The sequence below is a fragment of the Planococcus citreus genome, assembly GCF_003664125.1.
Lineage (GTDB): Bacteria > Bacillota > Bacilli > Bacillales_A > Planococcaceae > Planococcus > Planococcus citreus.
This window is the reverse complement of sequence record NZ_RCCP01000001.1, coordinates 830,001-850,981: the sequence shown is the minus strand read 5'-3', so window position 1 is coordinate 850,981 and position 20,981 is coordinate 830,001. Positions and strand designations below refer to the sequence as shown.

Annotated in this window: 26 protein-coding genes, 1 riboswitch and 1 other annotated feature; of the genes, 11 read left to right on the top strand and 15 right to left on the bottom strand. The window is 48.8% G+C overall.

What is annotated here, in order from left to right:
• Nucleotides 1-23: 23 nt before the first annotated feature.
• Both DFR62_RS04270 and DFR62_RS04265 read right to left on the bottom strand, forming a co-directional pair.
• Nucleotides 24-290 carry a PTS sugar transporter subunit IIB gene (locus DFR62_RS04270; RefSeq protein WP_121298218.1) on the bottom strand — a complete coding sequence of 89 codons (267 nt, stop codon included), beginning with the start codon at nucleotides 288-290 and terminating at the stop codon, nucleotides 24-26.
• On the bottom strand, nucleotides 287-2,353 hold the full coding sequence (locus DFR62_RS04265; RefSeq protein ID WP_121298217.1) for a BglG family transcription antiterminator: 2,067 nt from the start codon (nucleotides 2,351-2,353) through the stop codon (nucleotides 287-289). Before DFR62_RS04265 ends, DFR62_RS04270 begins: the two co-directional genes overlap by 4 nt.
• Nucleotides 2,354-2,701: 348 nt before the next feature.
• On the opposite strand from DFR62_RS04265, the gene DFR62_RS04260 reads away from it, so the two are divergent.
• Entirely contained in the window at nucleotides 2,702-3,244 is a 543-nt protein-coding gene (locus DFR62_RS04260) for a PepSY domain-containing protein (RefSeq protein ID WP_241663185.1), read from the top strand.
• 139 nt (nucleotides 3,245-3,383) lie between these two features.
• Here the strand turns inward: DFR62_RS04260 and DFR62_RS04255 are convergent, their stop codons facing one another.
• The 7 genes from DFR62_RS04255 to DFR62_RS04225 all read right to left on the bottom strand — a co-directional run bounded on the left by DFR62_RS04255 (nucleotide 3,384) and on the right by DFR62_RS04225 (nucleotide 7,270).
• On the bottom strand, nucleotides 3,384-4,280 hold the full coding sequence (locus tag DFR62_RS04255; RefSeq protein ID WP_121298216.1) for a 3-hydroxyacyl-CoA dehydrogenase: 897 nt from the start codon (nucleotides 4,278-4,280) through the stop codon (nucleotides 3,384-3,386).
• 122 nt (nucleotides 4,281-4,402) lie between these two features.
• A complete protein-coding gene (locus tag DFR62_RS04250; protein ID WP_121298215.1) occupies nucleotides 4,403-4,717 on the bottom strand; it encodes a DMT family transporter in 315 nt (104 codons plus the stop codon).
• Nucleotides 4,717-5,058 (bottom strand): DMT family transporter, encoded by a 342-nt coding sequence (locus tag DFR62_RS04245; protein WP_121298214.1) that lies wholly within the window; start codon nucleotides 5,056-5,058, stop codon nucleotides 4,717-4,719. Before DFR62_RS04245 ends, DFR62_RS04250 begins: the two co-directional genes overlap by 1 nt.
• 46 nt (nucleotides 5,059-5,104) lie before the next feature.
• Complete coding sequence (locus tag DFR62_RS04240) at nucleotides 5,105-5,317, bottom strand: hypothetical protein (protein ID WP_121298213.1); 213 nt, start codon at nucleotides 5,315-5,317, stop codon at nucleotides 5,105-5,107.
• 169 nt (nucleotides 5,318-5,486) lie between these two features.
• Nucleotides 5,487-5,582: riboswitch (guanidine-I (ykkC/yxkD leader) on the bottom strand.
• Between the two features lie 67 nt (nucleotides 5,583-5,649).
• Nucleotides 5,650-6,264, bottom strand: a complete 615-nt coding sequence (locus tag DFR62_RS04235; RefSeq protein ID WP_121298212.1) for an FMN-binding negative transcriptional regulator — start codon at nucleotides 6,262-6,264, stop codon at nucleotides 5,650-5,652.
• Nucleotides 6,265-6,282: 18 nt separating this feature from the next.
• A complete protein-coding gene (gene paiA, locus DFR62_RS04230) occupies nucleotides 6,283-6,795 on the bottom strand; it encodes a spermidine/spermine N(1)-acetyltransferase (protein ID WP_121298211.1) in 513 nt (170 codons plus the stop codon).
• 22 nt (nucleotides 6,796-6,817) lie between these two features.
• On the bottom strand, nucleotides 6,818-7,270 hold the full coding sequence (locus DFR62_RS04225) for a MarR family winged helix-turn-helix transcriptional regulator (protein ID WP_121298210.1): 453 nt from the start codon (nucleotides 7,268-7,270) through the stop codon (nucleotides 6,818-6,820).
• Between the two features lie 98 nt (nucleotides 7,271-7,368).
• On the opposite strand from DFR62_RS04225, the gene DFR62_RS04220 reads away from it, so the two are divergent.
• From DFR62_RS04220 to DFR62_RS04200, 5 genes are all read left to right on the top strand, one after another.
• Complete coding sequence (locus tag DFR62_RS04220; protein ID WP_121298209.1) at nucleotides 7,369-7,986, top strand: YczE/YyaS/YitT family protein; 618 nt, start codon at nucleotides 7,369-7,371, stop codon at nucleotides 7,984-7,986.
• Nucleotides 7,987-8,163: 177 nt separating this feature from the next.
• Nucleotides 8,164-8,625 (top strand): NUDIX hydrolase, encoded by a 462-nt coding sequence (locus DFR62_RS04215; protein WP_121298208.1) that lies wholly within the window; start codon nucleotides 8,164-8,166, stop codon nucleotides 8,623-8,625.
• Between the two features lie 26 nt (nucleotides 8,626-8,651).
• Nucleotides 8,652-8,843 carry a hypothetical protein gene (locus tag DFR62_RS04210; protein WP_121298207.1) on the top strand — a complete coding sequence of 64 codons (192 nt, stop codon included), beginning with the start codon at nucleotides 8,652-8,654 and terminating at the stop codon, nucleotides 8,841-8,843.
• 25 nt (nucleotides 8,844-8,868) lie between these two features.
• Complete coding sequence (locus DFR62_RS04205) at nucleotides 8,869-9,249, top strand: membrane lipoprotein lipid attachment site-containing protein (protein WP_121298206.1); 381 nt, start codon at nucleotides 8,869-8,871, stop codon at nucleotides 9,247-9,249.
• Between the two features lie 433 nt (nucleotides 9,250-9,682).
• Nucleotides 9,683-10,054 carry a hypothetical protein gene (locus DFR62_RS04200; RefSeq protein ID WP_121298205.1) on the top strand — a complete coding sequence of 124 codons (372 nt, stop codon included), beginning with the start codon at nucleotides 9,683-9,685 and terminating at the stop codon, nucleotides 10,052-10,054.
• Nucleotides 10,055-10,130: 76 nt separating this feature from the next.
• On the opposite strand, the gene DFR62_RS04195 is transcribed toward DFR62_RS04200, so the two are convergent.
• The gene (locus DFR62_RS04195; RefSeq protein WP_121298204.1) at nucleotides 10,131-10,616 is read right to left on the bottom strand and encodes a hypothetical protein; all 486 of its coding nucleotides are present in this window, start codon (nucleotides 10,614-10,616) and stop codon (nucleotides 10,131-10,133) included.
• 31 nt (nucleotides 10,617-10,647) lie between these two features.
• Nucleotides 10,648-10,863, bottom strand: a complete 216-nt coding sequence (locus DFR62_RS04190; protein ID WP_121298203.1) for a DUF6366 family protein — start codon at nucleotides 10,861-10,863, stop codon at nucleotides 10,648-10,650.
• A 336-nt stretch (nucleotides 10,864-11,199) separates the two neighbouring features.
• Here DFR62_RS04190 and DFR62_RS04185 point away from each other — a divergent pair, with 336 nt between their 5' ends.
• Both DFR62_RS04185 and DFR62_RS04180 read left to right on the top strand, forming a co-directional pair.
• On the top strand, nucleotides 11,200-11,499 hold the full coding sequence (locus tag DFR62_RS04185; RefSeq protein ID WP_135449656.1) for a hypothetical protein: 300 nt from the start codon (nucleotides 11,200-11,202) through the stop codon (nucleotides 11,497-11,499).
• A gap of 73 nt (nucleotides 11,500-11,572) precedes the next feature.
• Nucleotides 11,573-11,816, top strand: a binding site (T-box leader).
• A 63-nt stretch (nucleotides 11,817-11,879) separates the two neighbouring features.
• Nucleotides 11,880-13,127, top strand: coding sequence for an MFS transporter (locus tag DFR62_RS04180; RefSeq protein ID WP_121299488.1), 1,248 nt, complete (start codon nucleotides 11,880-11,882; stop codon nucleotides 13,125-13,127).
• Nucleotides 13,128-13,180: 53 nt separating this feature from the next.
• Here the strand turns inward: DFR62_RS04180 and DFR62_RS04175 are convergent, their stop codons facing one another.
• The 3 genes from DFR62_RS04175 to DFR62_RS04165 form a co-directional block, all read right to left on the bottom strand.
• Nucleotides 13,181-14,701 (bottom strand): multicopper oxidase family protein, encoded by a 1,521-nt coding sequence (locus tag DFR62_RS04175; protein ID WP_241663166.1) that lies wholly within the window; start codon nucleotides 14,699-14,701, stop codon nucleotides 13,181-13,183.
• Nucleotides 14,702-14,766: 65 nt separating this feature from the next.
• Nucleotides 14,767-15,219 carry a DUF305 domain-containing protein gene (locus tag DFR62_RS04170; RefSeq protein ID WP_121298201.1) on the bottom strand — a complete coding sequence of 151 codons (453 nt, stop codon included), beginning with the start codon at nucleotides 15,217-15,219 and terminating at the stop codon, nucleotides 14,767-14,769.
• A gap of 30 nt (nucleotides 15,220-15,249) precedes the next feature.
• Nucleotides 15,250-15,879: a YdhK family protein gene (locus tag DFR62_RS04165; RefSeq protein WP_121298200.1), complete on the bottom strand. Its 630-nt coding sequence runs from the start codon at nucleotides 15,877-15,879 to the stop codon at nucleotides 15,250-15,252.
• Between the two features lie 256 nt (nucleotides 15,880-16,135).
• On the opposite strand from DFR62_RS04165, the gene DFR62_RS04160 reads away from it, so the two are divergent.
• Nucleotides 16,136-17,542, top strand: a complete 1,407-nt coding sequence (locus tag DFR62_RS04160) for a sensor histidine kinase (protein ID WP_121298199.1) — start codon at nucleotides 16,136-16,138, stop codon at nucleotides 17,540-17,542.
• On the top strand, nucleotides 17,517-18,194 hold the full coding sequence (locus DFR62_RS04155; RefSeq protein ID WP_121298198.1) for a response regulator transcription factor: 678 nt from the start codon (nucleotides 17,517-17,519) through the stop codon (nucleotides 18,192-18,194). Before DFR62_RS04160 ends, DFR62_RS04155 begins: the two co-directional genes overlap by 26 nt.
• 48 nt (nucleotides 18,195-18,242) lie before the next feature.
• Here DFR62_RS04155 and DFR62_RS04150 read toward each other — a convergent pair whose 3' ends face one another.
• Complete coding sequence (locus tag DFR62_RS04150) at nucleotides 18,243-18,575, bottom strand: four-helix bundle copper-binding protein (protein WP_121298197.1); 333 nt, start codon at nucleotides 18,573-18,575, stop codon at nucleotides 18,243-18,245.
• Between the two features lie 211 nt (nucleotides 18,576-18,786).
• On the opposite strand from DFR62_RS04150, the gene DFR62_RS04145 reads away from it, so the two are divergent.
• The gene (locus tag DFR62_RS04145; protein ID WP_421958196.1) at nucleotides 18,787-20,892 is read left to right on the top strand and encodes a heavy metal translocating P-type ATPase; all 2,106 of its coding nucleotides are present in this window, start codon (nucleotides 18,787-18,789) and stop codon (nucleotides 20,890-20,892) included.
• Nucleotides 20,893-20,981 lie beyond the last annotated feature (89 nt).

Genomic DNA, 20,981 nt, shown 5'->3' with positions numbered 1-20,981 from the left:
GCATTTCCCCCTTCACGCCAGACTTATGCTAAATGAGGCTCTAGTTTGGATTTGATTTCTGGAATGCTCATCATATTCTCTAGATTGATGATCGTTCTGTTTCCATCTTCCAGTTGGCTCATGATATCTGCAGCTCCGATAAAGATGTCAGCCTGCACCGATTTCGCCGAAGTCAGGTCGGTATGGTCGACTTCCGCTGTTTTGCCCAATTCGTTTAACGCTTTCTTGACATTCAATTCCATAATAAAGCTGCTTCCTAATCCGTTTCCGCACACTACCATGATTTTCATTCTGTTTCCTCCTTAGAATATGTTTGAATGATCTCCAATAATTGTTCTTTGTCTGTAGCTTCAAGCATTTTTTCAATATTGGCTGGCTCGTTCAGTAACGTGGTCAGTTGGATCAAAGCACGCAGATGCGAGTCGCTGTCCGCAGCCGCTAAGACGATGATCAATTGAACAGGTTTATCCGGCGCGAAATCGACTGGCTGGTCGAGCTTCAATAAGCTCATGGACAATGAGAGTACCCCTTCTTCAGGGCGTGCATGCGGGATGGCGACGAGCGGGGTGATGACCACATACGGGCCATTTTTCTCGATGGATTCGATCATCGCGCTGACGTATTGTTCTTTCACGGTCCCTAATTCCACAAGCGGGCTGGCAGCCAGTTGAATCGCTTCTTGCCAAGTGGCGGCCTGTTGTTTTAGTTGAAGTGTTTGGGTAGTCAGTAGTTCTCCTAACACGGGTTTTTCTGCCTCCTTTACTGCATGTGTGGATGTTCCGGCTGCTTGCGTATACAAAGCGGCTTGCAATTCTTTTTCCAATTGCTTCGGGTCGTGGATCGTTGCGTATTGGGAAATGAGCTTCATCAAGCCGTCAACATCCGAGTCCGGAACTGCGTAACCGTAGAGTTCCTGCATCACTTGCTTATTCAGTTTCTGCTTGTCCCGCTCTTCAAGAATGGGGGGGACCACAAACAAAGTGGCCTCGGTATTCAAGTAGACCGATGAAAAGACTAAATCATAATCCAATGGATATTCAGCTGTGTCCCTGACTGATAAGACATCCAAAAACAGGATGGTCGGAAACAATTCCCGCAGCGTATAGTTGAGGATATTGCTGACGCCAATGCCATGGGGGCAAACGACAATCGCTTTTTTCCGGTCGTCCAAACGAGTGCCTTGCCGTTGTAGCCAGCCGCCGAAATAGATCGTGAAGTAAGCGGCTTCATCTTCCGGAAGCTCGATGCCCAGCTCTTTTTCCAGGATCTTCAACGATTTACGTGTCAAATGGTGAAGTTCCGGATAAATTTTGTTGACCCGCTCCATCATCGGATTTACGTGGGGAAACCCGTATTTGATGCGGTAAAAAGCCGGTTTGAAATGGACGTACAATTGCTCGCAAAGCTGCTCTTTGTCTTGAAGATGAACAAATGTCAGCCGTTCAAACTCTTCTGTAACTTGCTGCAAAAGCTCACGGAAAACCTCGTCATCTCTCAAGGGTGACCGATCTTTTGTCCGGTTCATGCTGACCAGATGCAAGGTGGCGTAGAGTTTTTCCGTCTGGCTCCAATTGGATTGGAAAGTTGCTGTGTTGATCATGGCTTCGATCAATGCATATTCTTTGGTTTCTGCAAATGGCAGCCAGCTCGGGTCTTGAGCCAACTCTTCTCCTTTACCGATCAATTGATCGGTTGAAAAGAACAGGTAAGCGAGTTCATCGAGCCGTTCATCAGTAAAGGTGATGCCCAATTGCTTTTCAATGTGTTCCAACTGCTCATGCACAGCTGCGATACGTTCTTCAAATTCACTCCAGATGCACTGTGTAATCATTTGGCTGTTTGGGCTGTTCAACACTTCATAAAGCAGCTGCTCGATGACGAATCGTTTGCTCCGGCTGTCGCCCGTAATGATGTAACCCGATTGTTTGGAATACTGGATGGTTAATCCCATCTCGCTAGCCAGTTCTTTCAAGCGTTGTAGGTCATTCAGTACGGTGTTTCTTGAAACGCCCGTGGCTGATTGAAAATGGAAAACGGACAATGGTTCTTGGCTCAGCAGGATCATCAAGTAAATCACTTGCTCGCGATCCTTTTCTGAAAAAACATAACTCCGTTTTGTCAGCTTGACGCTGATCGCATCTTCAGGAATCTTATCGGGTAAAAAATACCCGAGTTCTCTTGTGTACTGCACAGGAGCGTAATCATTAAATTGAAGCCAATCATTGACCTTGCCCAAACTGTATTGAATCTGTCTGCGTGTCAGCCCTGTTTGATCTTCAATTTCACCCATTGAGGGAATCGATGAATGCTGCAGGAGCTTTAGTAAACTAGCGCTTCTCTCGTCTAAAAACATCCTTCAGGCCTCCCTTGTCTCTACAATATTCGATGTATTTGCTGAAATCTATCTTTTCTCAGTCCCAATATTGTTCCTATCGCTGCACAACACTGTACTGTAGTTTGGAGAATCACGCTAGAGGATTTTTTTCGTCCATTAATAAAAGTTATAGTAAATGAATTTTTGAAGGCTTCCTTACTGCGTCGTTCAGATTGTGCGACGAATAGTAAAAGAGAGCAGGAAACAAGCGGTTAGTCTAGTAGGAGGCGAAAGCGGGGATTCTCATCGAATTCTAATCTTTTCCTCAGTTAAAGCTCATTTCGGTTCGTTATTGTTATTGTGTAATAACAAAAAGGAGGAATCGTCTTGAAGAAATCATGGATGAGAGTCATTGCAGGAACCGCCATCGCGGGTGGTATTGGCGGAGCGTCCGTTGTTGGGGCATCGGCATTGAACGCAGCGGAAGCTCCAAAAGTGAGTGCTGGGGAAGCTTTGCAGGAAGTATTCGCAAAAGTGGAGGGAACGGTACAAGAAGTAGAGTTGTCATTAGAAGACAATCGCTTTTACGAAGTCGAAGTGGAAAGTACAAGCCGTGAATATGAGTTTATGATCGACGCTGATTCGGGTGAGTTTTTGCAACAAGCTCCAGATGAAGAAGCTTCTGCTGGCGATGAATTAAACCGCCCGGTAGATGCCTCAAACTATGCGGAGTACGCGATGATTGAAAAGAAAGTTGATACAGATTCACTTACGTACCATTTGGCCACAGACAATCCAGGAAACCGCATTCTCTTTCTAGTGAATGAAAACGGTGAAAAACAGTTTAAGACCATTTTTCTAAAGCATGCTCAAGAGTTGGAAATCATCGATTTGGATAACGGCAAACAGGTATACCAAGGCAATATTTAAGTTTGGCAAGAATTAAGAGTGAGGAGCTCAATTAGGGCGTTCTTTCATCTATAGGCATTAAAGGAGATACACAAACGAAGACGCAAAAAAACCCGCAAATTTGTGTTTATTCACACACAGATTTGCGGGTTTTCTTATCTCACTCTTTCAAAAAATCCTTATCCATATAGCGCGGGTTCGGGTAATCGTAGAAGCCTTTTCCGTTCTGGATGCCCATGCGGCCTTTGTCGAGGAATTCCGTTTTCAGATAGTCCGCAACTTTCGCAGCTTCCGCGTCGCCGGCGTTGGCTTTGGCGACAGATAAGTGATACGGCGTGTTGATGCCAATTACATCCAAGATCGCGAACGGTCCTCTCGGGGCGCCGGTTGCAATCATCCAGGTTTTGTCGACGGTGTGCGGGTCCGAAATGCCGTTGACGACCAAATACTGCGCCGAGTTCAAAAACGGCACGAGCAATGTATTCAAAATATAGCCCGGCTGTTCTTTATGGAGCGGCAACGCGACCATGCCGATCGCTTGAGAAAACTCGACCACATCGTTGAAGACCGATTCGTCGGTTCCGCCATGGCCCATGATTTCTGCGGTATTGCTGCGCCAGATATCATTAGCGAAATGAAGCGCCAGAAATTTCTCTGGGCGTCCTGTGTATTCAGCGAATGTGCTCGGCAGCATCGTCGACGTATTGGTCGCAAAGACCGTCTGTTCCGGTGCGACTTTTGCCAGGTTCGTGTAGAATTCCTTTTTTATGTCGAGCACTTCAGGCACCGCTTCAATCATCAAATCGGCATTCTCTACTGATGCCCCTAAATCGGTATAGAACGACAGGCGATTATAAGCTGCATCCAACGCTTCGTCTGTCGCTTTCAAATCCTTCTTGAAATGCTTTTTGAGCACCTCGAAACGTTCTTTTGCGCGAGTCAAGGCTTCCTCGTTGATATCGTATACTGCGACATCAAATCCATGATACGCAGATTGAAAAGCGATTTGGCTCCCCAACACACCGCTTCCTGCAACCGTGACATTCTTGAAATCCATTCCATCCCACTCCCTTTGAATAGATGATGAAAGTCTTGGTGTATTGGCAGAAAAGGATGTTTCTGCCAAACAATCTCTAATTCCCATAGTAGGGGAAGCGGGGGAGTTTTGCCATTGTTAAATTAAGAAACGAGCTTCAGCCCGACGGCAGAACCGAGAACCATCGCGATAAACAGGATGCGCCGCCAATCTTTTGATTCGTTATAAAACAGCATGCCGATGATTGCGCCGCCGGATGCCCCGATGCCGGTCCAAATCGCGTACGCCGTTCCCATCGGCAATGATTCCATCGCAACGGACAAAAATAAGAAGCTCGCGACAAATCCGCCGATGAGCATCGCGAGTGATTGCCACTTTCGGTCGTGATGCCATTTATTGATCATCGCCACGCCGACCATTTCAAAAATCCCTGCAAGTATCAATGAAACCCAAGCCATCACGCTTCACTCCTTTCAGGTGCTGAATCCGGTGTCACGAGTTTCAAGCCGATGACGCCGAGCAGTAAAATCCCGACCAGTACCAGTTTTGCGGCATTGATGGGTTCATTGAAGAATATAATTTCCGACAATACTGTCCCGGCCGTCCCGAGCCCGACAAACACCGCGTATACGGTGCCGACCGGTAATTTGTTTCCCGCATCGATCAGCAACGTGAAGCTGACAGCGATTGCGACGATCGTAATGAGCCATTCGCCGAGCGAATCCGCATGCTTTAATCCGACCACCCACGCCACCTCAAACAATGCCGCGATTAATACTTTTCCCCATTGAAGATTCATTGGAATTCCTCCTAATAATAAATAAAGTAAAAAATTGAAAAGTAGATCAGCCAATGAAGTCGCTGCAGGTGGACGCTTTCGGGCCCACAGGATGTGGGTCATGCAGCTGGCGCGACAGGACGTCGCGCTGCCAGCTGCCAGGGCATGGCTTCAGCCGCTTCTTGTTCGCTAATGGAAAAGTTGGAAACGCAGCTGCTCCAACATCTGCATGGCAGATGCGTCGCAAATGAACAAGCTCAAGTTCCTTTCGCTTATTCATTAGTCGCCACCTTCCGCTTTTTCATCCAGGTTAATAAAATTCATAAAAACGAAGGTAACACGAATCCAAGAGTTGTTCGTAGCAGTATTGTGAAACATCCGTTGCTACAATTTAAATTTCATAGAATACTTTTCAAAAATAAAAAGCCCGGGAGAACTGTAAAAACAGTTTCTCCCAGGCTTTTGTCCCTCCGTGTCACAGCGAATGCTGTGTGTTTTCTCTCGGACCAGGCCAGCTGTGCTGCGGAACCCTAGAAAACCTTTTTTAGTAATTCAATTACCTTTAGTTATATAAGAGACGGTCCTGAACTTCAAGCGAAAAGGGTTCGCAGATTACGGACGCCTTTTGTCCATGACGTCCGCGACTTCATGGGACAACGGGTCTTTTTCTTGCCGCAACCCGTCGATCACATGTTGATAGTCTTCGGGCGCTTGGTTCTGGCTCAGCTTGAATGCAGCTTGGATATCGGTGATGTGAAGTTTGAACCCGACGATGCCTTTAATATCTTTTTCGAGCAGTTCGGTCGGGAGGGTGTCCCACAGAACCGGCTCGTCGCGATGCTGTTCATGCTTCTCGAGCAAAGTTACCAGATCCTCGCGCAGTTCATCTTCCGATAGCAAGCGGCCGGTGCCGTACACATGCGCCGACTGGTAATTCCACGTCGGGATGTCTTTTTCCTCATACCAGGAAGACGTCACATAGGAATGCGGGCCTTGGAAGGTTACCAATACTTCATCCGCTTCTTCAATCGTTTTCCACTGAGGGTTGCCGCGTGCGAAATGGCCGCGCAATACATATCCGTCTTGTTCTTTTTTTAGCTGGAAAGGCAAATGCGTCGCAAGCGGACGGCCTTTTCCAGCGGTGATGATCGTGCCGAATGAATGGGCTTCAATGAATTCGCGGATCTCTTCGGGGTCATTCACTTTATAGTGTTTTGGAATATACATGGTAGACCGCCTTTCAGATTAAAGTGTCTTCGTCAAAATCAAATCCGTCTGCTCGTCATCGCCCATGAAAAACGAATGGCTGCCGGTTTCGACAAAGCCTTTTTTCTCGTAGAACGCACGGGCGTTGTCGTTGTGCTCCCAAACGCCGAGCCATATTTTTTCTTTTCCCAGTTCTTTCGCCATCTCAAACGCCTGATTCATCAATACTTTCCCAGCGCCGTTTTTCTGGAATTTTTTCTTGATGTAGATGCGTTCCACTTCGAGCGCCTGATCACCCATCGGCTCGGTTTGCGCTTCGTCTGTGTTGATTTTCAAATAGCCGGCCACTTCCTCGTCGACCATCGCGAAATAGAAATGGGAGGAGGGGGTGGCGAGTTCTTTCTCGAGCTTCGGCTTATTATAGGCCGCTTCAAGATAGGTGTTCATGTTTTTTTCGCTATTGTGCTTGTCGAAGGTTTCCTTATAGGTGAGAATGCTGATGTCTTGCAGTTCCTGAAGATCGCTTGCTGTGCATTTACGTAGGCTTGCCATGAAGATTCGCTCCTTTTACTGGTTAATAATCGCGCTTATGGCCTTTTTTGACCGTTTCGAAATCGACTTCGATGTTCTCTCGGATGCGGCGCAAATAGCGTTCGATTTCAACCGCTTCCTGTTCGGTAAAGCCATCGAGTGCGACCGCATTCGAATGCTCGTTTTCCCGGATGATGAAGGGATAGGCTTGGCGAGCTTTTTCGGTCGGGTAGATCTTTTTGATTTTCTTGTTATCTGAGTCATTATGCTTTTCAATAAAGCCGTTGCTCTCCAATTTCTGGAGCGCTCGTGTCGCGGTGGAGCGGTCGACTTTGATGAGGTCGAGCAATTGCTCCTGGATGATGCCGGGATTTTCACAGATGCGGACGAGGTAGAGATATTGCCCTTTCGTCAGCTCGAGCTCTTTGAATTCGATATTGCTGATGGAATCAAGAGCACGGGCAATCATGCCGATTTCGCGTAGGATTTCTGCCATAATAGAACTCCTTAATTTATGTTGCAAATGCAACAATAATGAATTATATTGAGTGTACAAGAACCACTCGGCCAATGCAAGAAGGGGGAGCGAAAAAAATGAAATATTTCTTTTACGTCGTAGGCCTGTTGTTATTGTCACTCGGAATCGCGCTGACCATTTTGTCAGACCTCGGCACCTCGCCGTTCGACGCTTTATTGGTCGGCCTGAGCTTTAATGTCGGCTTGACGGTGGGGAGTTGGGAAATCATCATCGCCGCCATCATGATCGTCGGCAACGCCATGCTCGGCCGGCAGAAACCGGAACTCCTTGGCATCATGACAGCCGTCATTGTCGGAATCGGCATCGATTTCTGGCTTCATACATTGAGCACAGCGATTGCGCCTGTTAGTGTCACCAGCCAGATTCTCTACTTTACAGCGGGCCTCTTCGCAGTAGGCGTGGGAACGGCCATTTATCTCCACACGAATTTCGCGCCGATTCCAGTGGACCGCCTGACGCTTCTCGTAAAAGAATTGGCGAAGACCAATCTGTTCTACTCCAGAACCGCCATCTATTTGATATTCCTGGTCCTCGCCATTGTTTTCGGGGGACCGATTGGCATTGGAACGGTGCTGACGGTGTGTTTCGGCGGGCTTATCTTGAACGCCATTATGCCCGTGACGGCGAAAACCTTGGATCGTATGTTGCTTCCGAAAGAGTCACTAATACCCTAATGTTGAACTTAACGAATGAATGAAAATGATAGCAAGAGATTGAAGAGAAGAATCTGAAAATTCTTCTCTTTGTTTGATTTTATGTTGGGTTTTTTTGGTATATTAAAAAGGACCAAAAGAAATAGCAATCTAGAAGAGGGTTTAAGGTTTTGCGATAGATGTAATGAGGAGGTTTTTATGAATTATATAAAAGACATGCGCGAGCTGATCGACTCGAATCTATTGATGACGGTTGGATGTGGAATCATTCTGGAAAAGGACAGCCAAATTTTGCTTCAGCACCGAAAAGACCGAGATGTCTGGGGGATTCCGGGCGGCGTCATGGAGCCTGGCGAAACATTTCTCGAGACGGCCGTTCGGGAAACACATGAAGAAACCGGCCTGCATGCAGAGAACCTGCAGCTATTCGGCCTGTATTCAGGGACAGAAGGCTATGCCGAATACCAAAACGGCGACCAGGTCTATAGTGTGCAAATCATTTTTCACACACAGCAATTTTCAGGTGAGCTGATGCAAGAAGGGGAAGAAAGCCACGAGCACCGTTTCTTCAGCCCAGACGAATTGCCGAAAATCAACTTTCATCAGGAACGCTTCGTCATGGATTGGGCAAACAACGCGAGCTTGCCGATATTGAAATAAGTGCGCAGCGAATGGGAGTGGAAGGGATGAGAGAATACTTAAAAGAAAACAAGGCCTACCATTTATCATTCCTCGCCGCTGTCATCATTGGGTTTATAGTTGCCAAAATCTTTACGGACGTGGCAGCGGACGGCCTACTCCTCTGGGTGCTCGGCTTCTTTTTTGTAGCTGAGCTTGTGAAGTTCATCGTTTGGCGGATTGAGCAAAGAGAAGAGTGATAATCGACTATGGAGGTGTGGCCAAATGAAGAAACTGATCACAATCTTATTCCTTGCTGTTTTATTAAGTGGATGTATTGGCGGAGAGCAATATCTTTATTCAGGAAAAAGCCAGAGTTGGAGCATGACGTATAAAGTAGTCGAGGCACAAAGCGGCAGCCAGCAAGTTGAGGGGACGCTCGAGTATATAGGAGCAGGGACAGCACCAGAGACGATCGGTTATTCGATGAATTCGGTTATTCGAGGCCAATCAACAACGAATGTGCCGGTAACAGATGGGAAAGTGACGCTGCAAAACGGAAGCTGCGTGGATTGTGCGATCATTCAAGAGCACACGAAAATTAAAGTCGAAGTCATATGGGATGGGAAATCGGAAACCTTCAATTTGGATGAGGAAGAATCTTAAACGGCGACGTGTGGTCGTAATAAAAGGCTGGAAAGTAACCAATCCTTTTGAAACTTTAAGTCGGCCACGTGTAACCAATACGTAAAGGATTCTAAGTAAGCTACAGCAGATTAACATTTCTTATACAATTCACTTATCGAGCTTTTTTTCTAGCCGATTTACCTTTTTGAATAGCACTACCAATGCAATAATGATGGCAATCGGCAAAACCCAGGTGAATATTAAACTGAACACTCCAGTCAGGAATACAGAAGTCATTGTAAAATTCCCTTTTTAATTATATTTTTCTCTACAGATTTTTGGGTTTATTCATTTCCAATTAATTGTTAATAAGACAAGCATAGCATAAGTAAAATTACTTTGGAATGAATCCTGGAAGAGCTGCGGTTACTTCGATATGAATTGAAATTAAAACTATCAAGGAGGATGGCAATTGAGAATTCTAAAATACATAGCAATCGCAAGCGCTGTGCTTTTCCTATCCGCCTGTTCGGATGGACCGGATGTCGGCAACTCACCTTACCCGGCAACAGAATTGATAGCGGATCCGCCTGTCGTCATAGGGCATGTGATCAAAGTGCTCGAGGAAAAGCAAGCCTTGGTAGTGGTCGAAAGAATCACCAAAGAGCAAGCGCTCGAAATCGATTACCAAAGCTATGAACTTCCGACGGCTACATTTTTTTCTAATGGGACAAGGTTCGAAAAGGGATTTAAAGAAGGAGATAAAGTGGCTGTCTGGAAATTCGATGAAGGTCCTGAAATGGCAGGCGTCGTCGCGGAGCGGATCGTTCTATTGGAAGAGTAAGGGTGAGAATCTGAATAAAGACAGATAAAAGCGACGCAGCTGTTTGAATCAGCTGCGTCGCTTTTATAGTTCCTTCTCAGAAAGATATTTCCACTTCTTCAAATAAGGTGATGCCAAAATAGCTGTATTGGATATGTATGCTCCGGATTTCTTCATTATGTATCACATTGAGCCCGTAAATCTCTTCGTCTTTGGAAGCACTTTCTGCATCGTGAGGCGGAGAAGTACCTGTTTGGATGGTTACTTCATCGAAATTGTGGAAGCGATAGGGCTGCGCTGCTTCGGACTGAAAATCGTCTGTATGAACCAGTCCTTGCACCTCGTTGCTTACTTGAATTTTGCTATCTTGCGGATCTTCGTAATCATTCACTGCGACATCCGTCACGCGGATATCCCCCCATCCCTTATTGCCAAAACCGACTACGGCGAAATGTTGGTTTTCATTAGTGGCTTGCATATTTATTTCAAGCGGCGGGTTGCTTTTCAAGAAAATAAGCGTCCCGCCGACCAAAGCCACACACACCATCAACGTTAACACTACGATTAAAATTTTCTTATTCAACTTCCCCAATCCCTTCTGTTAATCCAACTACTCAACCGAAAAACACTTGATACAAACTATAAGCAATCAACAAGATCACCAGCAGCAAAATGACCCCGCCGATTTCTTTCCATCCCATGCCTCGCGTATCTGGCATGCCGCTTTGTGCGCGGTTGGTCGAGTCATTGACATTGCTGCCTGCATGTTCTTTCTGGTCTTTCAGCTGCAGGCGGTCACGCTGGTCTTCAGCTTTGTTGTGATTGGGCATACTAGGTCCTCCTCCAATTATCATTTTGAATATAACTCTAATGAACTATACGACCTTTGATCCAAAAAGTTACATAAATACCAGTCGTTTTTTCCTTATTTACTTAAGATTAACTATGTCTTGCCACAAATATGTATGCTACCATTTATTTATCAATATTTTCCATAAAATCCATATTAATTGCAGTGAATTAAAGGGGGCTAATTATGGGACCGGGTTCCATGCTCGTAATGCTGATCATCACCATTGCGTTGGTGTATTTCGTAATTAAAGCGATCAAGAAAACGATAGATGGCTTCAAAAGGTGAAAAATGTATAAATGTTTCGGGGATGGGAGTGGGAACGATTAAAAAGCGGCTTGGCTTATTTATCATTTCATCGATTTTATTGACAGGTTGCGGCAGTTTACACGGCACGGTGGCGGAAAAGACAGAGGCGAGTTTTATGCTGGATGTCCAAACCGATGATGCACGGCAAGACCCCATCCAAGAGATTTTCCTGACCGACCATACGGAGTTCATCGGCGCCGCGAGCTCGTTCGAGGAGCTCGAAGAAGGCGATCGCGTCAAAGTCACGCCATTCGATACGACACCGGACATTCCTTATTTTCTTGCCTCCAGGATCACGGTTGAATGAATATTAATGAAACAGGCAGAATCTTGTTATATACCAATCCCTCGGGCTCATGGTAATCTAGTGAAAATCTAAAATCAGTGCGATGAAGAGAACAGTAGCTGGCAATTCCTTTTCCTAGAGAGCTCCGGGTTGGTGGAACGGGGCAAAAGGATGTCAGCGAAGCAAGCCTCTGAGCACCGCATCGGAACCAAATGGGGATGATGCGGCGTCTGCTCCCGTTAAAGAGCTTAGGTATAGATCCAGTGTACCGAATGAGGCGCATATGGCGACATATGGGCGAACAGGGGTGGCACCACGACCGGAATCTCGTCCCCAAGACAATTAGTCTTGGGGGCGGGATTTTTTTCTTTGTCCAAAAGAAAAGGAAAGCGGTGGCAGAGATGAAAAAGATATGGAACGACAAAGAGTGGCGGGAACCCGCCATATTACTAACAGGGATCGGCATCGCGAACTTCGGGGCATGGGTGTATTTGATCGCCTTGAACTTGATCGTGCTCGATATGACCGGATCGGCGCTTGCAGTCGCGGGGCTATATATCGTCAAGCCAGCTGCGACCCTATTGACAAACTTCTGGTCAGGCAGTGTCATCGACCGGACGAACCAACGCAATTTGATGATCACGCTCGATGTATTGCGGGCCTTGCTCATCGCTTGTTTACCGTTCGCCTCCTCTGTATGGCTCATCTATGTATTCGTACTCCTCATCAATATGGCGGGATCGATGTTTGAACCGGCCTCGATGAGCTACATCACTAAATTGATTCCAGAGAAAAACCGCCAGCGCTTCAATGCCTTCCGCAGTCTCATCGATTCAGGGGCCTTTCTCATCGGCCCGGCAGTTGCTGGTATCTTGTTCATGATGGGCACGCCGGTGATTGCCATTTACTTGAACGCAGCGGCGCTCGTCACTTCCGCCCTCATCCTCAGCACGATGCCGAAGCTCGAACACAAAGCAGCCGCTGCGGTAATTCCAACGCGTATGTCCTGGGAAATAATCCGCGCCGACTGGAGAATCGTCATCGCATTCAGCAAACGCCACGTTCTTGTCATGACGGTCTTCTTTTTATTCAGCTGCATGATGGTCATGGCCACCGCCATCGATTCGCAGGAAGCGACGTTCTCGAAACGCGTGCTCGGCCTGACAGACGGCGAGTACGGGTTTCTCGTGAGCGTCGCGGGAGCTGGCATCATTTTCGGGGCTATTGTTAACACCGTATTCACGAAAAGATTGACGGTCGCTGCTTTGATCGGCGGTGGATCGGTGTTGGTATCACTCGGTTATCTCGTCTATGCGTTTTCGAGTTCATTCGCGGTCGCAGCGCTCGGGTTTTTCATCTTGGCGTTTTCACTTGCGTTTGCCAACATCGGTTTCCACACCTTCACGCAAAACAATATTCCGGTCGAAGTCATGGGCAGGACTGTCAGCGTCTATGGCCTTCTTGAAGCGCTGCTTATTATCATGGTGACAGCGATCATCGGTGTGGCGTCGGAACTGGTTTCCGTTCAGCCGGTGGTCATCGCTTCGACTGCCGTCATGTTCGGGATCTCGCTGCTATTGTTTTGGATGAGCTTGAAATTAACCGCAGCCACAAGCGGTGAACTGGCTTCAGCAACAAACAAGAGCTAATTTTAACGTAAAACAAGGCAGACAGCGAAATTCCGCTGTCTGCCTTGTTGTGTTCAATATACTTCGATTTGGCCCATCATGCCATTATCTTCATGTTCCAAGATGTGGCAATGATAGACGAACACGCCTTTTTCGGGGAAAGTGACGAGCAATTTCACTGTTTCGTCCGGTTCGACCAAGACAGTATCTTTGAACCCTTGTTCATGCGCTTCTGGCGGCTTACCATCGCGTGAAATGATCTTGAACTGGGTGCCGTGGATATGGAAAGGATGGATCATGCCACCCATCATATCCGGTTCATTGGTTACTTCCCATACTTCCGTCACGCCTTGTTCCTGGCGCAAGTCGATGCGGTCCATATCGAATTTCTTGCCATTGATCGTCACCATTTCCATCATGCCAAACAGCTCGATCTTTTTAGTGACTGGCATTTCCTGTTCCTGTTCGCTCAGGAACGGTTCGCCCGCTGCTTGCATATCCATTGAATCGGCAGGGGAGTCGTCTAACGCCACCTCAAACGGCAGCAACTCGACGCCTTCTTCATTGACGATAGCGATGTCTTGTCCATTGAATTCGGAAAAGTCGATGACGATCTCGGCGCGCTCAGAGGCGGCCAAAGTCAGCGAATCGGTTTCCACCGGCTCATCCAGCAAGCCGCCGTCTGAAGCGACTTGCGTGAAGTCGCCACCGTTGCTCAAGCGGAACGTGTAATTCCGCGCATTGGAGCCATTCAATATCCGGAAGCGCATGACAGGCTTCGCGACGGTCAATTTCGGATCGAGTGTACCGTTAATCATCGAGATATCGCCGAGTGTGCCGTCATTGTCCATCAAGCGCCCATAATTCAATTGCTGGTTTTCATCAAACAGCCGATCCTGGAAAATGAGCGGAATGTCATCGACGCCGTATTCATCCGGCAGCCCCGAATCCGTACCGGCCTCATCGATCAACAGCATGCCGGAAAGCCCCTTGAAGACTTGCTGGGCCGTATTGCCATGGACGTGCGGATGATACCACAGCGTCGCTTCGGGTTGATCGGCTTCTAGCGTAATGATCCGGCTTTCGCCCGGTTGGATCTCACCATGCGGCCCGCCGTCGATGTCGCCGGGCACTTCAAGGCCGTGCCAATGGAATGTCGTCGGTTCGTCCAACGCGTTGGTGATTTTAACCTCGGTACGTTCGCCTTGTTCGAGTTTCAAGGTCGGGCCGAGGAGATCGCCATTATAGCCGTAAGTGGCGGTCTGGACGCCTTCGAAAAACTCGGTGCTGCCTTGCTGGGCGACAACTTCATAATCGAAATCCTGCCCTTGCTGCGGCTCCATGAGAGGAGGGATTGTCAGCTCGCGGACTCCTTCCGAAGGCTCAAGAGATGGCACGGCGCCATGGTTCATCATGCCGCCCATGCCATTCATGCCGCCTTGATTTCTGCCATCCGGATTATTTCCGTCGCCGTCTCTCATGCCACCCATGCCACCCTGGTCGCGCATATGCCCGTCGCCCATGGGAGAGCCATTATCGCTGCAGCCTGCTAATAGAAAACTTAGCGCGAATGTGCCCAGTATAAATTTCTTCATCTTCAGTCGCTTCCTTCAATGTAAAAGTATCGCTGGCCAATTCCAGCAACCATCCTTAGAAATGCTTATTCTTCATTCTCCAAGTCCTCGATCAATTTCTTCATCTCATCAATTTCCTTGCGCTGGGCTTTGATGATTTCATCTGCCAACTGTCTCACGCGCGGGTCGGAAATGTTCGCGCGTTCACTCGTCAAGATGGCGATCGAGTGGTGGGGGATCATCGCTTTCATCCAGCCGGTATCTTCAATGAGCACTTGGCTGCGCACGAGGTAAAGCGATAAGGCGAAAATCAGCGCGCTGCCGGCAAGGATTCCGGTATTCGCTTTCTTGTTCTTGTACATCGGCCACATGAACAGCATCATGACAATCGCCATGACAGAGCCCATGATGAGCGCCATATAGAGGCGTGTTTCGCTGTAGAAAATATGACCCAGTTGGAATACGTTCAAATACATCAGCCAATACATAATAAATGTAGATGTCCCGATCATGATTCCGAATTTCAAGTAATTATTCATCGTCTCTCTCCTTTATGGTGTACTGGTGTTTTACTCGACAGGCATCAATTCATCTTCTGTGACCCATTTGTGGTTAGTCACTTTCTCGCCGCTGTCCATCGCATTGAAATCAATCATATAGACAGTCGTTTGTTGTGCAGAATCGACCGTGGCCGTCACGCCGTCCATGCCTTGCATATGGTCGGCATCGAGCACGACTTCATCGCCTTCCTGGAAAGGTTCGCCTCCGGCATTCTCCAATTCCTCATGGATGACCCATTTATGGTTCTCGACCGGGGCTCCACCAGATGGCGTATAGCTGACAGCATAGACCGTTGTGTCGTAAGCCCCGACAATGGTCGCTTCTGCATCCTTCATGCCAGTCATGTGATCGGTCGTGATGATCGCTTGAGTCCCGACGGCATATTTAGGGTCTTGGGCTTCTTCTAAATCGTCCGGGATTTCCCCGGATCCCGAATGGTCCATCATATGGTCATCCTCATCGCCCATTTGTTCATCCATTTGATCGTTCATGTCATCGGCATTGTCTCCCATGTTCTCGTCCATCTGCTCATCCATATCCACCGGGGCATCGGCAGGCGACGGGTCGGCTTGGCATGCGCTCAGCGCCAGGGCAGCGAAAACGGAGGCGGCCCCCATCATCATTTTGTTCTTCACCATCTTGAATCCCTCATTTCTTCAATCTCTTCTTAAGTACGCTACCCCGAATGTTTGCAAAATCTGTGCACAAACCGTGACAATTTAAAACAATCGCATGCGGCGGGAAATTCCTGTCACTTCTTTGTTTCCCTGCACAAAAAATCGAAAACTTTCGAGTATAGTGGAGGAAAGGGCAAAAGCAACAAGGAGTTCCCGGCCTCTGAATCGAATCCAATGCAAGAACGCCATGCAAAGCCACTGCTGAAAGAGGGAGTTTATGTTAAACAAACTGGCATTAAAAATCGGCCTATTATTTTTCGTCTTCATCGTCGGCATCGAATTGTTCCTGTTTTCGACGCTCTACCTCACATATGTCAACGAGCGCGTCGATGAAGTGATGTCGAACCTTCTCGCGCGGGGCAATACCCATAGCGAAGTGCTCGAGGACAGTTTCAATGAAACGACATTGTCCCATGTTGCGATGATGGAATCGTCTTCGGATTTCGTCGTCATCATCACGGATGAAACCGGCAATGAATTGACCCATTCCGACAGAATCGAACCGGAAATGCTCGACGTGCTCAGCCATACCGATATCGAACAGGTCCCGGAACAAGGCGAAATCCTCGAGGACAATTGGCGGGATGAACGCTTTATCGCGACCGACAGCCCGATTACGATCGGCGGCGAGCATCGGGGGCATGTCTTCATGTTCGCCGAAACGAATCACATCAAGGAAATGGTCGGGCGCATGAGAAATCAATTCATTCTTGGCGGCTTGATCTCGGTGTTGCTGACGGTCATGACGATTTTCCTGTTGTCGCGCTTTATCACCTTGCCGCTCATCCGCATGAAAGAAGCGACCGAGCAGCTCGGCAAAGGCCATGGCGAAGTGGCGCTCCACATCGAACGCAACGACGAACTGGGCGAGCTGGCCAATGCCATTACCCGGCTCTCCGATGACTTGGACCGGCTGAAGCAGGAACGCAACGATTTTCTCGCGAGCATCTCGCATGAACTGCGCACTCCGCTCACCTACATGAAAGGCTACGCCGACATCGCGAGCCGGCCCGGGCTGACTGAACAAGAGCGGGAAGAATACCTTGCGATCATCCGGGAAGAAACGGCCCATTTGACGACGCTCATCAAGCAATTATTCGAACTCGCACAACTCGACCATAACCAATTTTCCATCCAGAAAGAGCAAGTGCCGCTCGATGCACTATGCCATTCGGTCGCTGCGCTCGTGCGCCCGGCGTTCAATGACAAGAACATCACCATTTCGGTCGAATGCGATCCGAAAATTACCGCCCGAATCGACCCAGCGCGTTTCCAGCAAGTCTTGCTCAATATTCTCGACAACGCGCGCAAGCATTCCGAAGCCGGAAGCCAAGTCACCTTGCAAGGGCGGCAAGACGCCAAATCGATCACCATCACCGTGACCGACACGGGCGAAGGCATCCCGCAAGAAGACTTGCCGTTCGTCTTTGACCGCCTGTATCGCGTCGACAAATCCCGCTCTAGGCAGTACGGTGGCAGCGGGCTTGGGCTCGCGATCGCCAAGGAGCTGGTCGAATCGCACGGCGGCCGCATCGACATCGACAGCGAGCGGGGAGTAGGGACGGCTGTCACCATCACATTGAAACGAGGTGAGGAAAATGAAAAAAATCCTATTGATCGATGATGAACAACGCATGCTTGATTTGCTCGCCTTGTACTTGACGCCTCACCATTATCAATGCATAAAAGCGCAAGGGCCGAGGGAAGCGTTGCGCCATTTGGAAACGCAGGCGTTCGACATCGTCTTGCTGGATATCATGATGCCCGAAATGAGCGGTTTTGAGCTTTGTGTAAAAATCCGCAGCTTTTCCGATGTGCCGATCATCATGTTGACGGCGCGCGAGCAACAGGAAGACATCGTCAAAGGGCTCAAGCTCGGCGCTGATGATTACATCACCAAGCCGTTCAATGAAGAAGAATTGCTCGCCCGCATCGAAGCGCTGCTCAGGCGGCAAGCGCCAAAAAACATCATCGAAGTGGATGGCTTGAAATGGGACGAAGAACGCTTCGAGCTGAGCTACCGGGGCACGCCGATCAAACTGACGCCGAAAGAATTCTTCATGGTCGGGCAATTGCTGAAAAACCCCGGCAAAGTGTTTTCGCGCGACCAATTGATATTGCTCATTTGGGGCTATGACTCGGAAACGGAAGGGCGCACGATCGATTCACACGTCCGCAACGTCCGCGAGAAAATCCGCCAATCCGGCTTTCCGGTCGATAAGCATTTCCTGACCGTGTGGGGCGTCGGCTATAAATGGTTGAACGAAGCCGAATAAACGCACAAAAGGGCCAGCCGGAAAACATTCCAGCTGGCTCTATCTGTCTTATGCGATTGAACGGCAAGCCTCTGCACAGTTGTGGCAAGCTTCCGCGCATTTCTTGCAATGGTCGTGCATATCGGCATGTTTCTGGCATTCGTCGCCGCAAGTTTGGCAGATTTCCGCACACACTTTTGCGAGCTGTGGGACGAAAGGCGAGTTGCGCGTAATCGCCTGTGCCAAGTACGCGCACATGTCTGCGCATTCCCGGTCCAAGCGGATGCATTCCGCCATCATCTTGACATCGTCTTCCTTCAGGCAAGCGTCGAAGCAGTGGTTGCACGCCGCCATACAGTCGTGCAAGGTCTCGAGCAATTGTTGGTGTTGTTCGTGAGCCATTCCAAAAACCTCCTTATTGGATTTAACTTGTCAGTAAGGCAATTTCCCGTTGGAACTGGAAGTAAACGGAATGTTCCGAACTCGATAGAAATTCCATAGAAACTGCACAAATTCCAAAAAAGCGCGATTAGCTATTCTCGATAATTTCTCGATAATTGATGCTTATAATGAAGTCAAAAGAACCGAAAAACGATCCGAGAGGTGAAAGTACATGGCAAAACATGACGAAACAAAACCACATGCAGACGACCATTCATCGGGTACAGGCCATCACGACATGCATGAAGACGATTCGACCGTCCAAGAAGAGCATGCCCATACAGAACATGCGCACGACGGGCATGAGACTGAAGGACACGGCCATCACGGTCACGGCGGACATGAAGACATGGTGGAGGATTTCAAGAAGCGCTTTTTCATCTCGCTGATCCTGACACTCCCGATTCTCGCGATTTCACCGATGATTCAGCATTTTCTCGGCGTCGATTGGCGCTTCGGCAACGATATGTATGTGTTGTTCGCTTTGTCGACAATTGTCTTTTTCTATGGCGGCTGGCCGTTCCTTGTGGGTGGCATCGCTGAACTGAAAGACAAAGCGCCGGGCATGATGACCTTGATTGCGCTCGCGATTACTATCGCCTACAGCTATAGCACCTTGGTCGTGTTCGGTTGGGACGGCAATCAGCTGTACTGGGAACTCGCGACGCTCGTCACCATCATGCTGCTCGGGCACTGGATCGAAATGCGCTCCATCATGGGGGCATCGAACGCGCTCGAGCAGCTCGTCAAATTGATGCCGAATGAAGCGCATCGTTTGAATGAAGACAAACAAGTCGAAGACGTGCCTTTGTCCGAAATCCGCAACAAGGATTGGGTATTGGTCAAGCCGGGCGAGAAGATCCCGGTCGACGGCGTCATCGTCGAAGGCCGTTCCGCGGTCGATGAATCGATGCTGACGGGGGAATCGATCCCGATTGAAAAACAAGACGGCGATGCGGTCATCGGCGGCTCGGTCAATAAAGAAGGTTCGCTCGTCGTGGAAGTAGAGAAAACCGGAGAAGATTCCTATCTGTCCCAAGTCATCACGATGGTCAAGGAAGCCCAGGAATCAAAATCCAGAACGCAGGATTTGACGAACCGTGCCGCGAAATGGCTATTTTATCTGGCGCTCGCTGCCGGATTTGCCACATTGTTCGCCTGGCTTGCCCTCGGCTATTCCTTTGATATCGCCATCGAACGCATGGTGACGGTCATGGTCATCACTTGCCCGCACGCACTCGGCTTGGCGGCTCCGCTTGTCGTCGCGGTGTCGACGTCGATTTCAGCTAAGCAAGGTTTGTTGATCCGCAACCGCGCAGATTTTGAAGGCGCGCGCAATTTGAACGCCGTCGTCTTTGATAAAACAGGAACCCTGACGAAAGGTGAGTTTGGAGTCACCGACATCATCGCAAGTGATGGCTACAGCGAAGACCAAGTGTTGCAGCTCGCCGCAGCGATCGAACAGAACTCGGAACACCCGATTGCGACGGGAATCGTCCAATCGGCAAAAGAACGCAACTTGGCGATTGGCAAAGTCACCGATTTCGAATCAATCACCGGTAAAGGCATACAGGGCCAAGTGGACGGCATGAAAGTTAATGCCGTCAGCCCCGGTTATATCAAAGGCGAAAATGTGCCATATGATGAACAAGTCTTTAACGCATTGTCGGAACAAGGCAAAACGGTCGTCTTCGTCCTGGCTGATGACAAGCTCGCGGGCATGATCGCGCTCGCCGACATGGTGCGCGACACGGCGAAACAGGCAGTCGCGGCTTTGAAGGAAAAAGGCATCCATTCGATCATGCTGACAGGCGATAACCAAAAAGTCGCGAACTGGGTCGCCGCACAGCTCGGCATCGATGAAGTATATGCCGAGGTGCTGCCGGATGATAAAGCGAATCAAATCAAGAAAATCAAAGACCAAGGTTGGCGCGTGGCCATGACCGGAGACGGGGTAAACGATGCCCCGGCACTCGCAACCGCTGACCTCGGCATTGCAATCGGTGCCGGGACGGACGTTGCGATGGAAACGGCAGACGTCGTGCTCGTCAAAAGCAACCCGAACGATGTCGTCGCGCTCATCGACCTGTCGAAAAAGACCTACCGCAAAATGGTCCAGAACTTGTGGTGGGCGACCGGCTATAATATTTTCGCCATCCCGCTCGCTGCCGGCGTGCTGGCACCGTGGGGCATCATCGTCAGCCCGGCAGTCGGCGCGGTGTTCATGAGCTTAAGTACAGTCATTGTCGCAATTAATGCGAAATTGTTGAAGGCTTGAAATGAATCGCCATACAAAACAAAGCATCCATTCAAATTGAATGGATGCTTTTTCTTTTGAGGTGTAAGAGGGATAGGAAATATACAAAG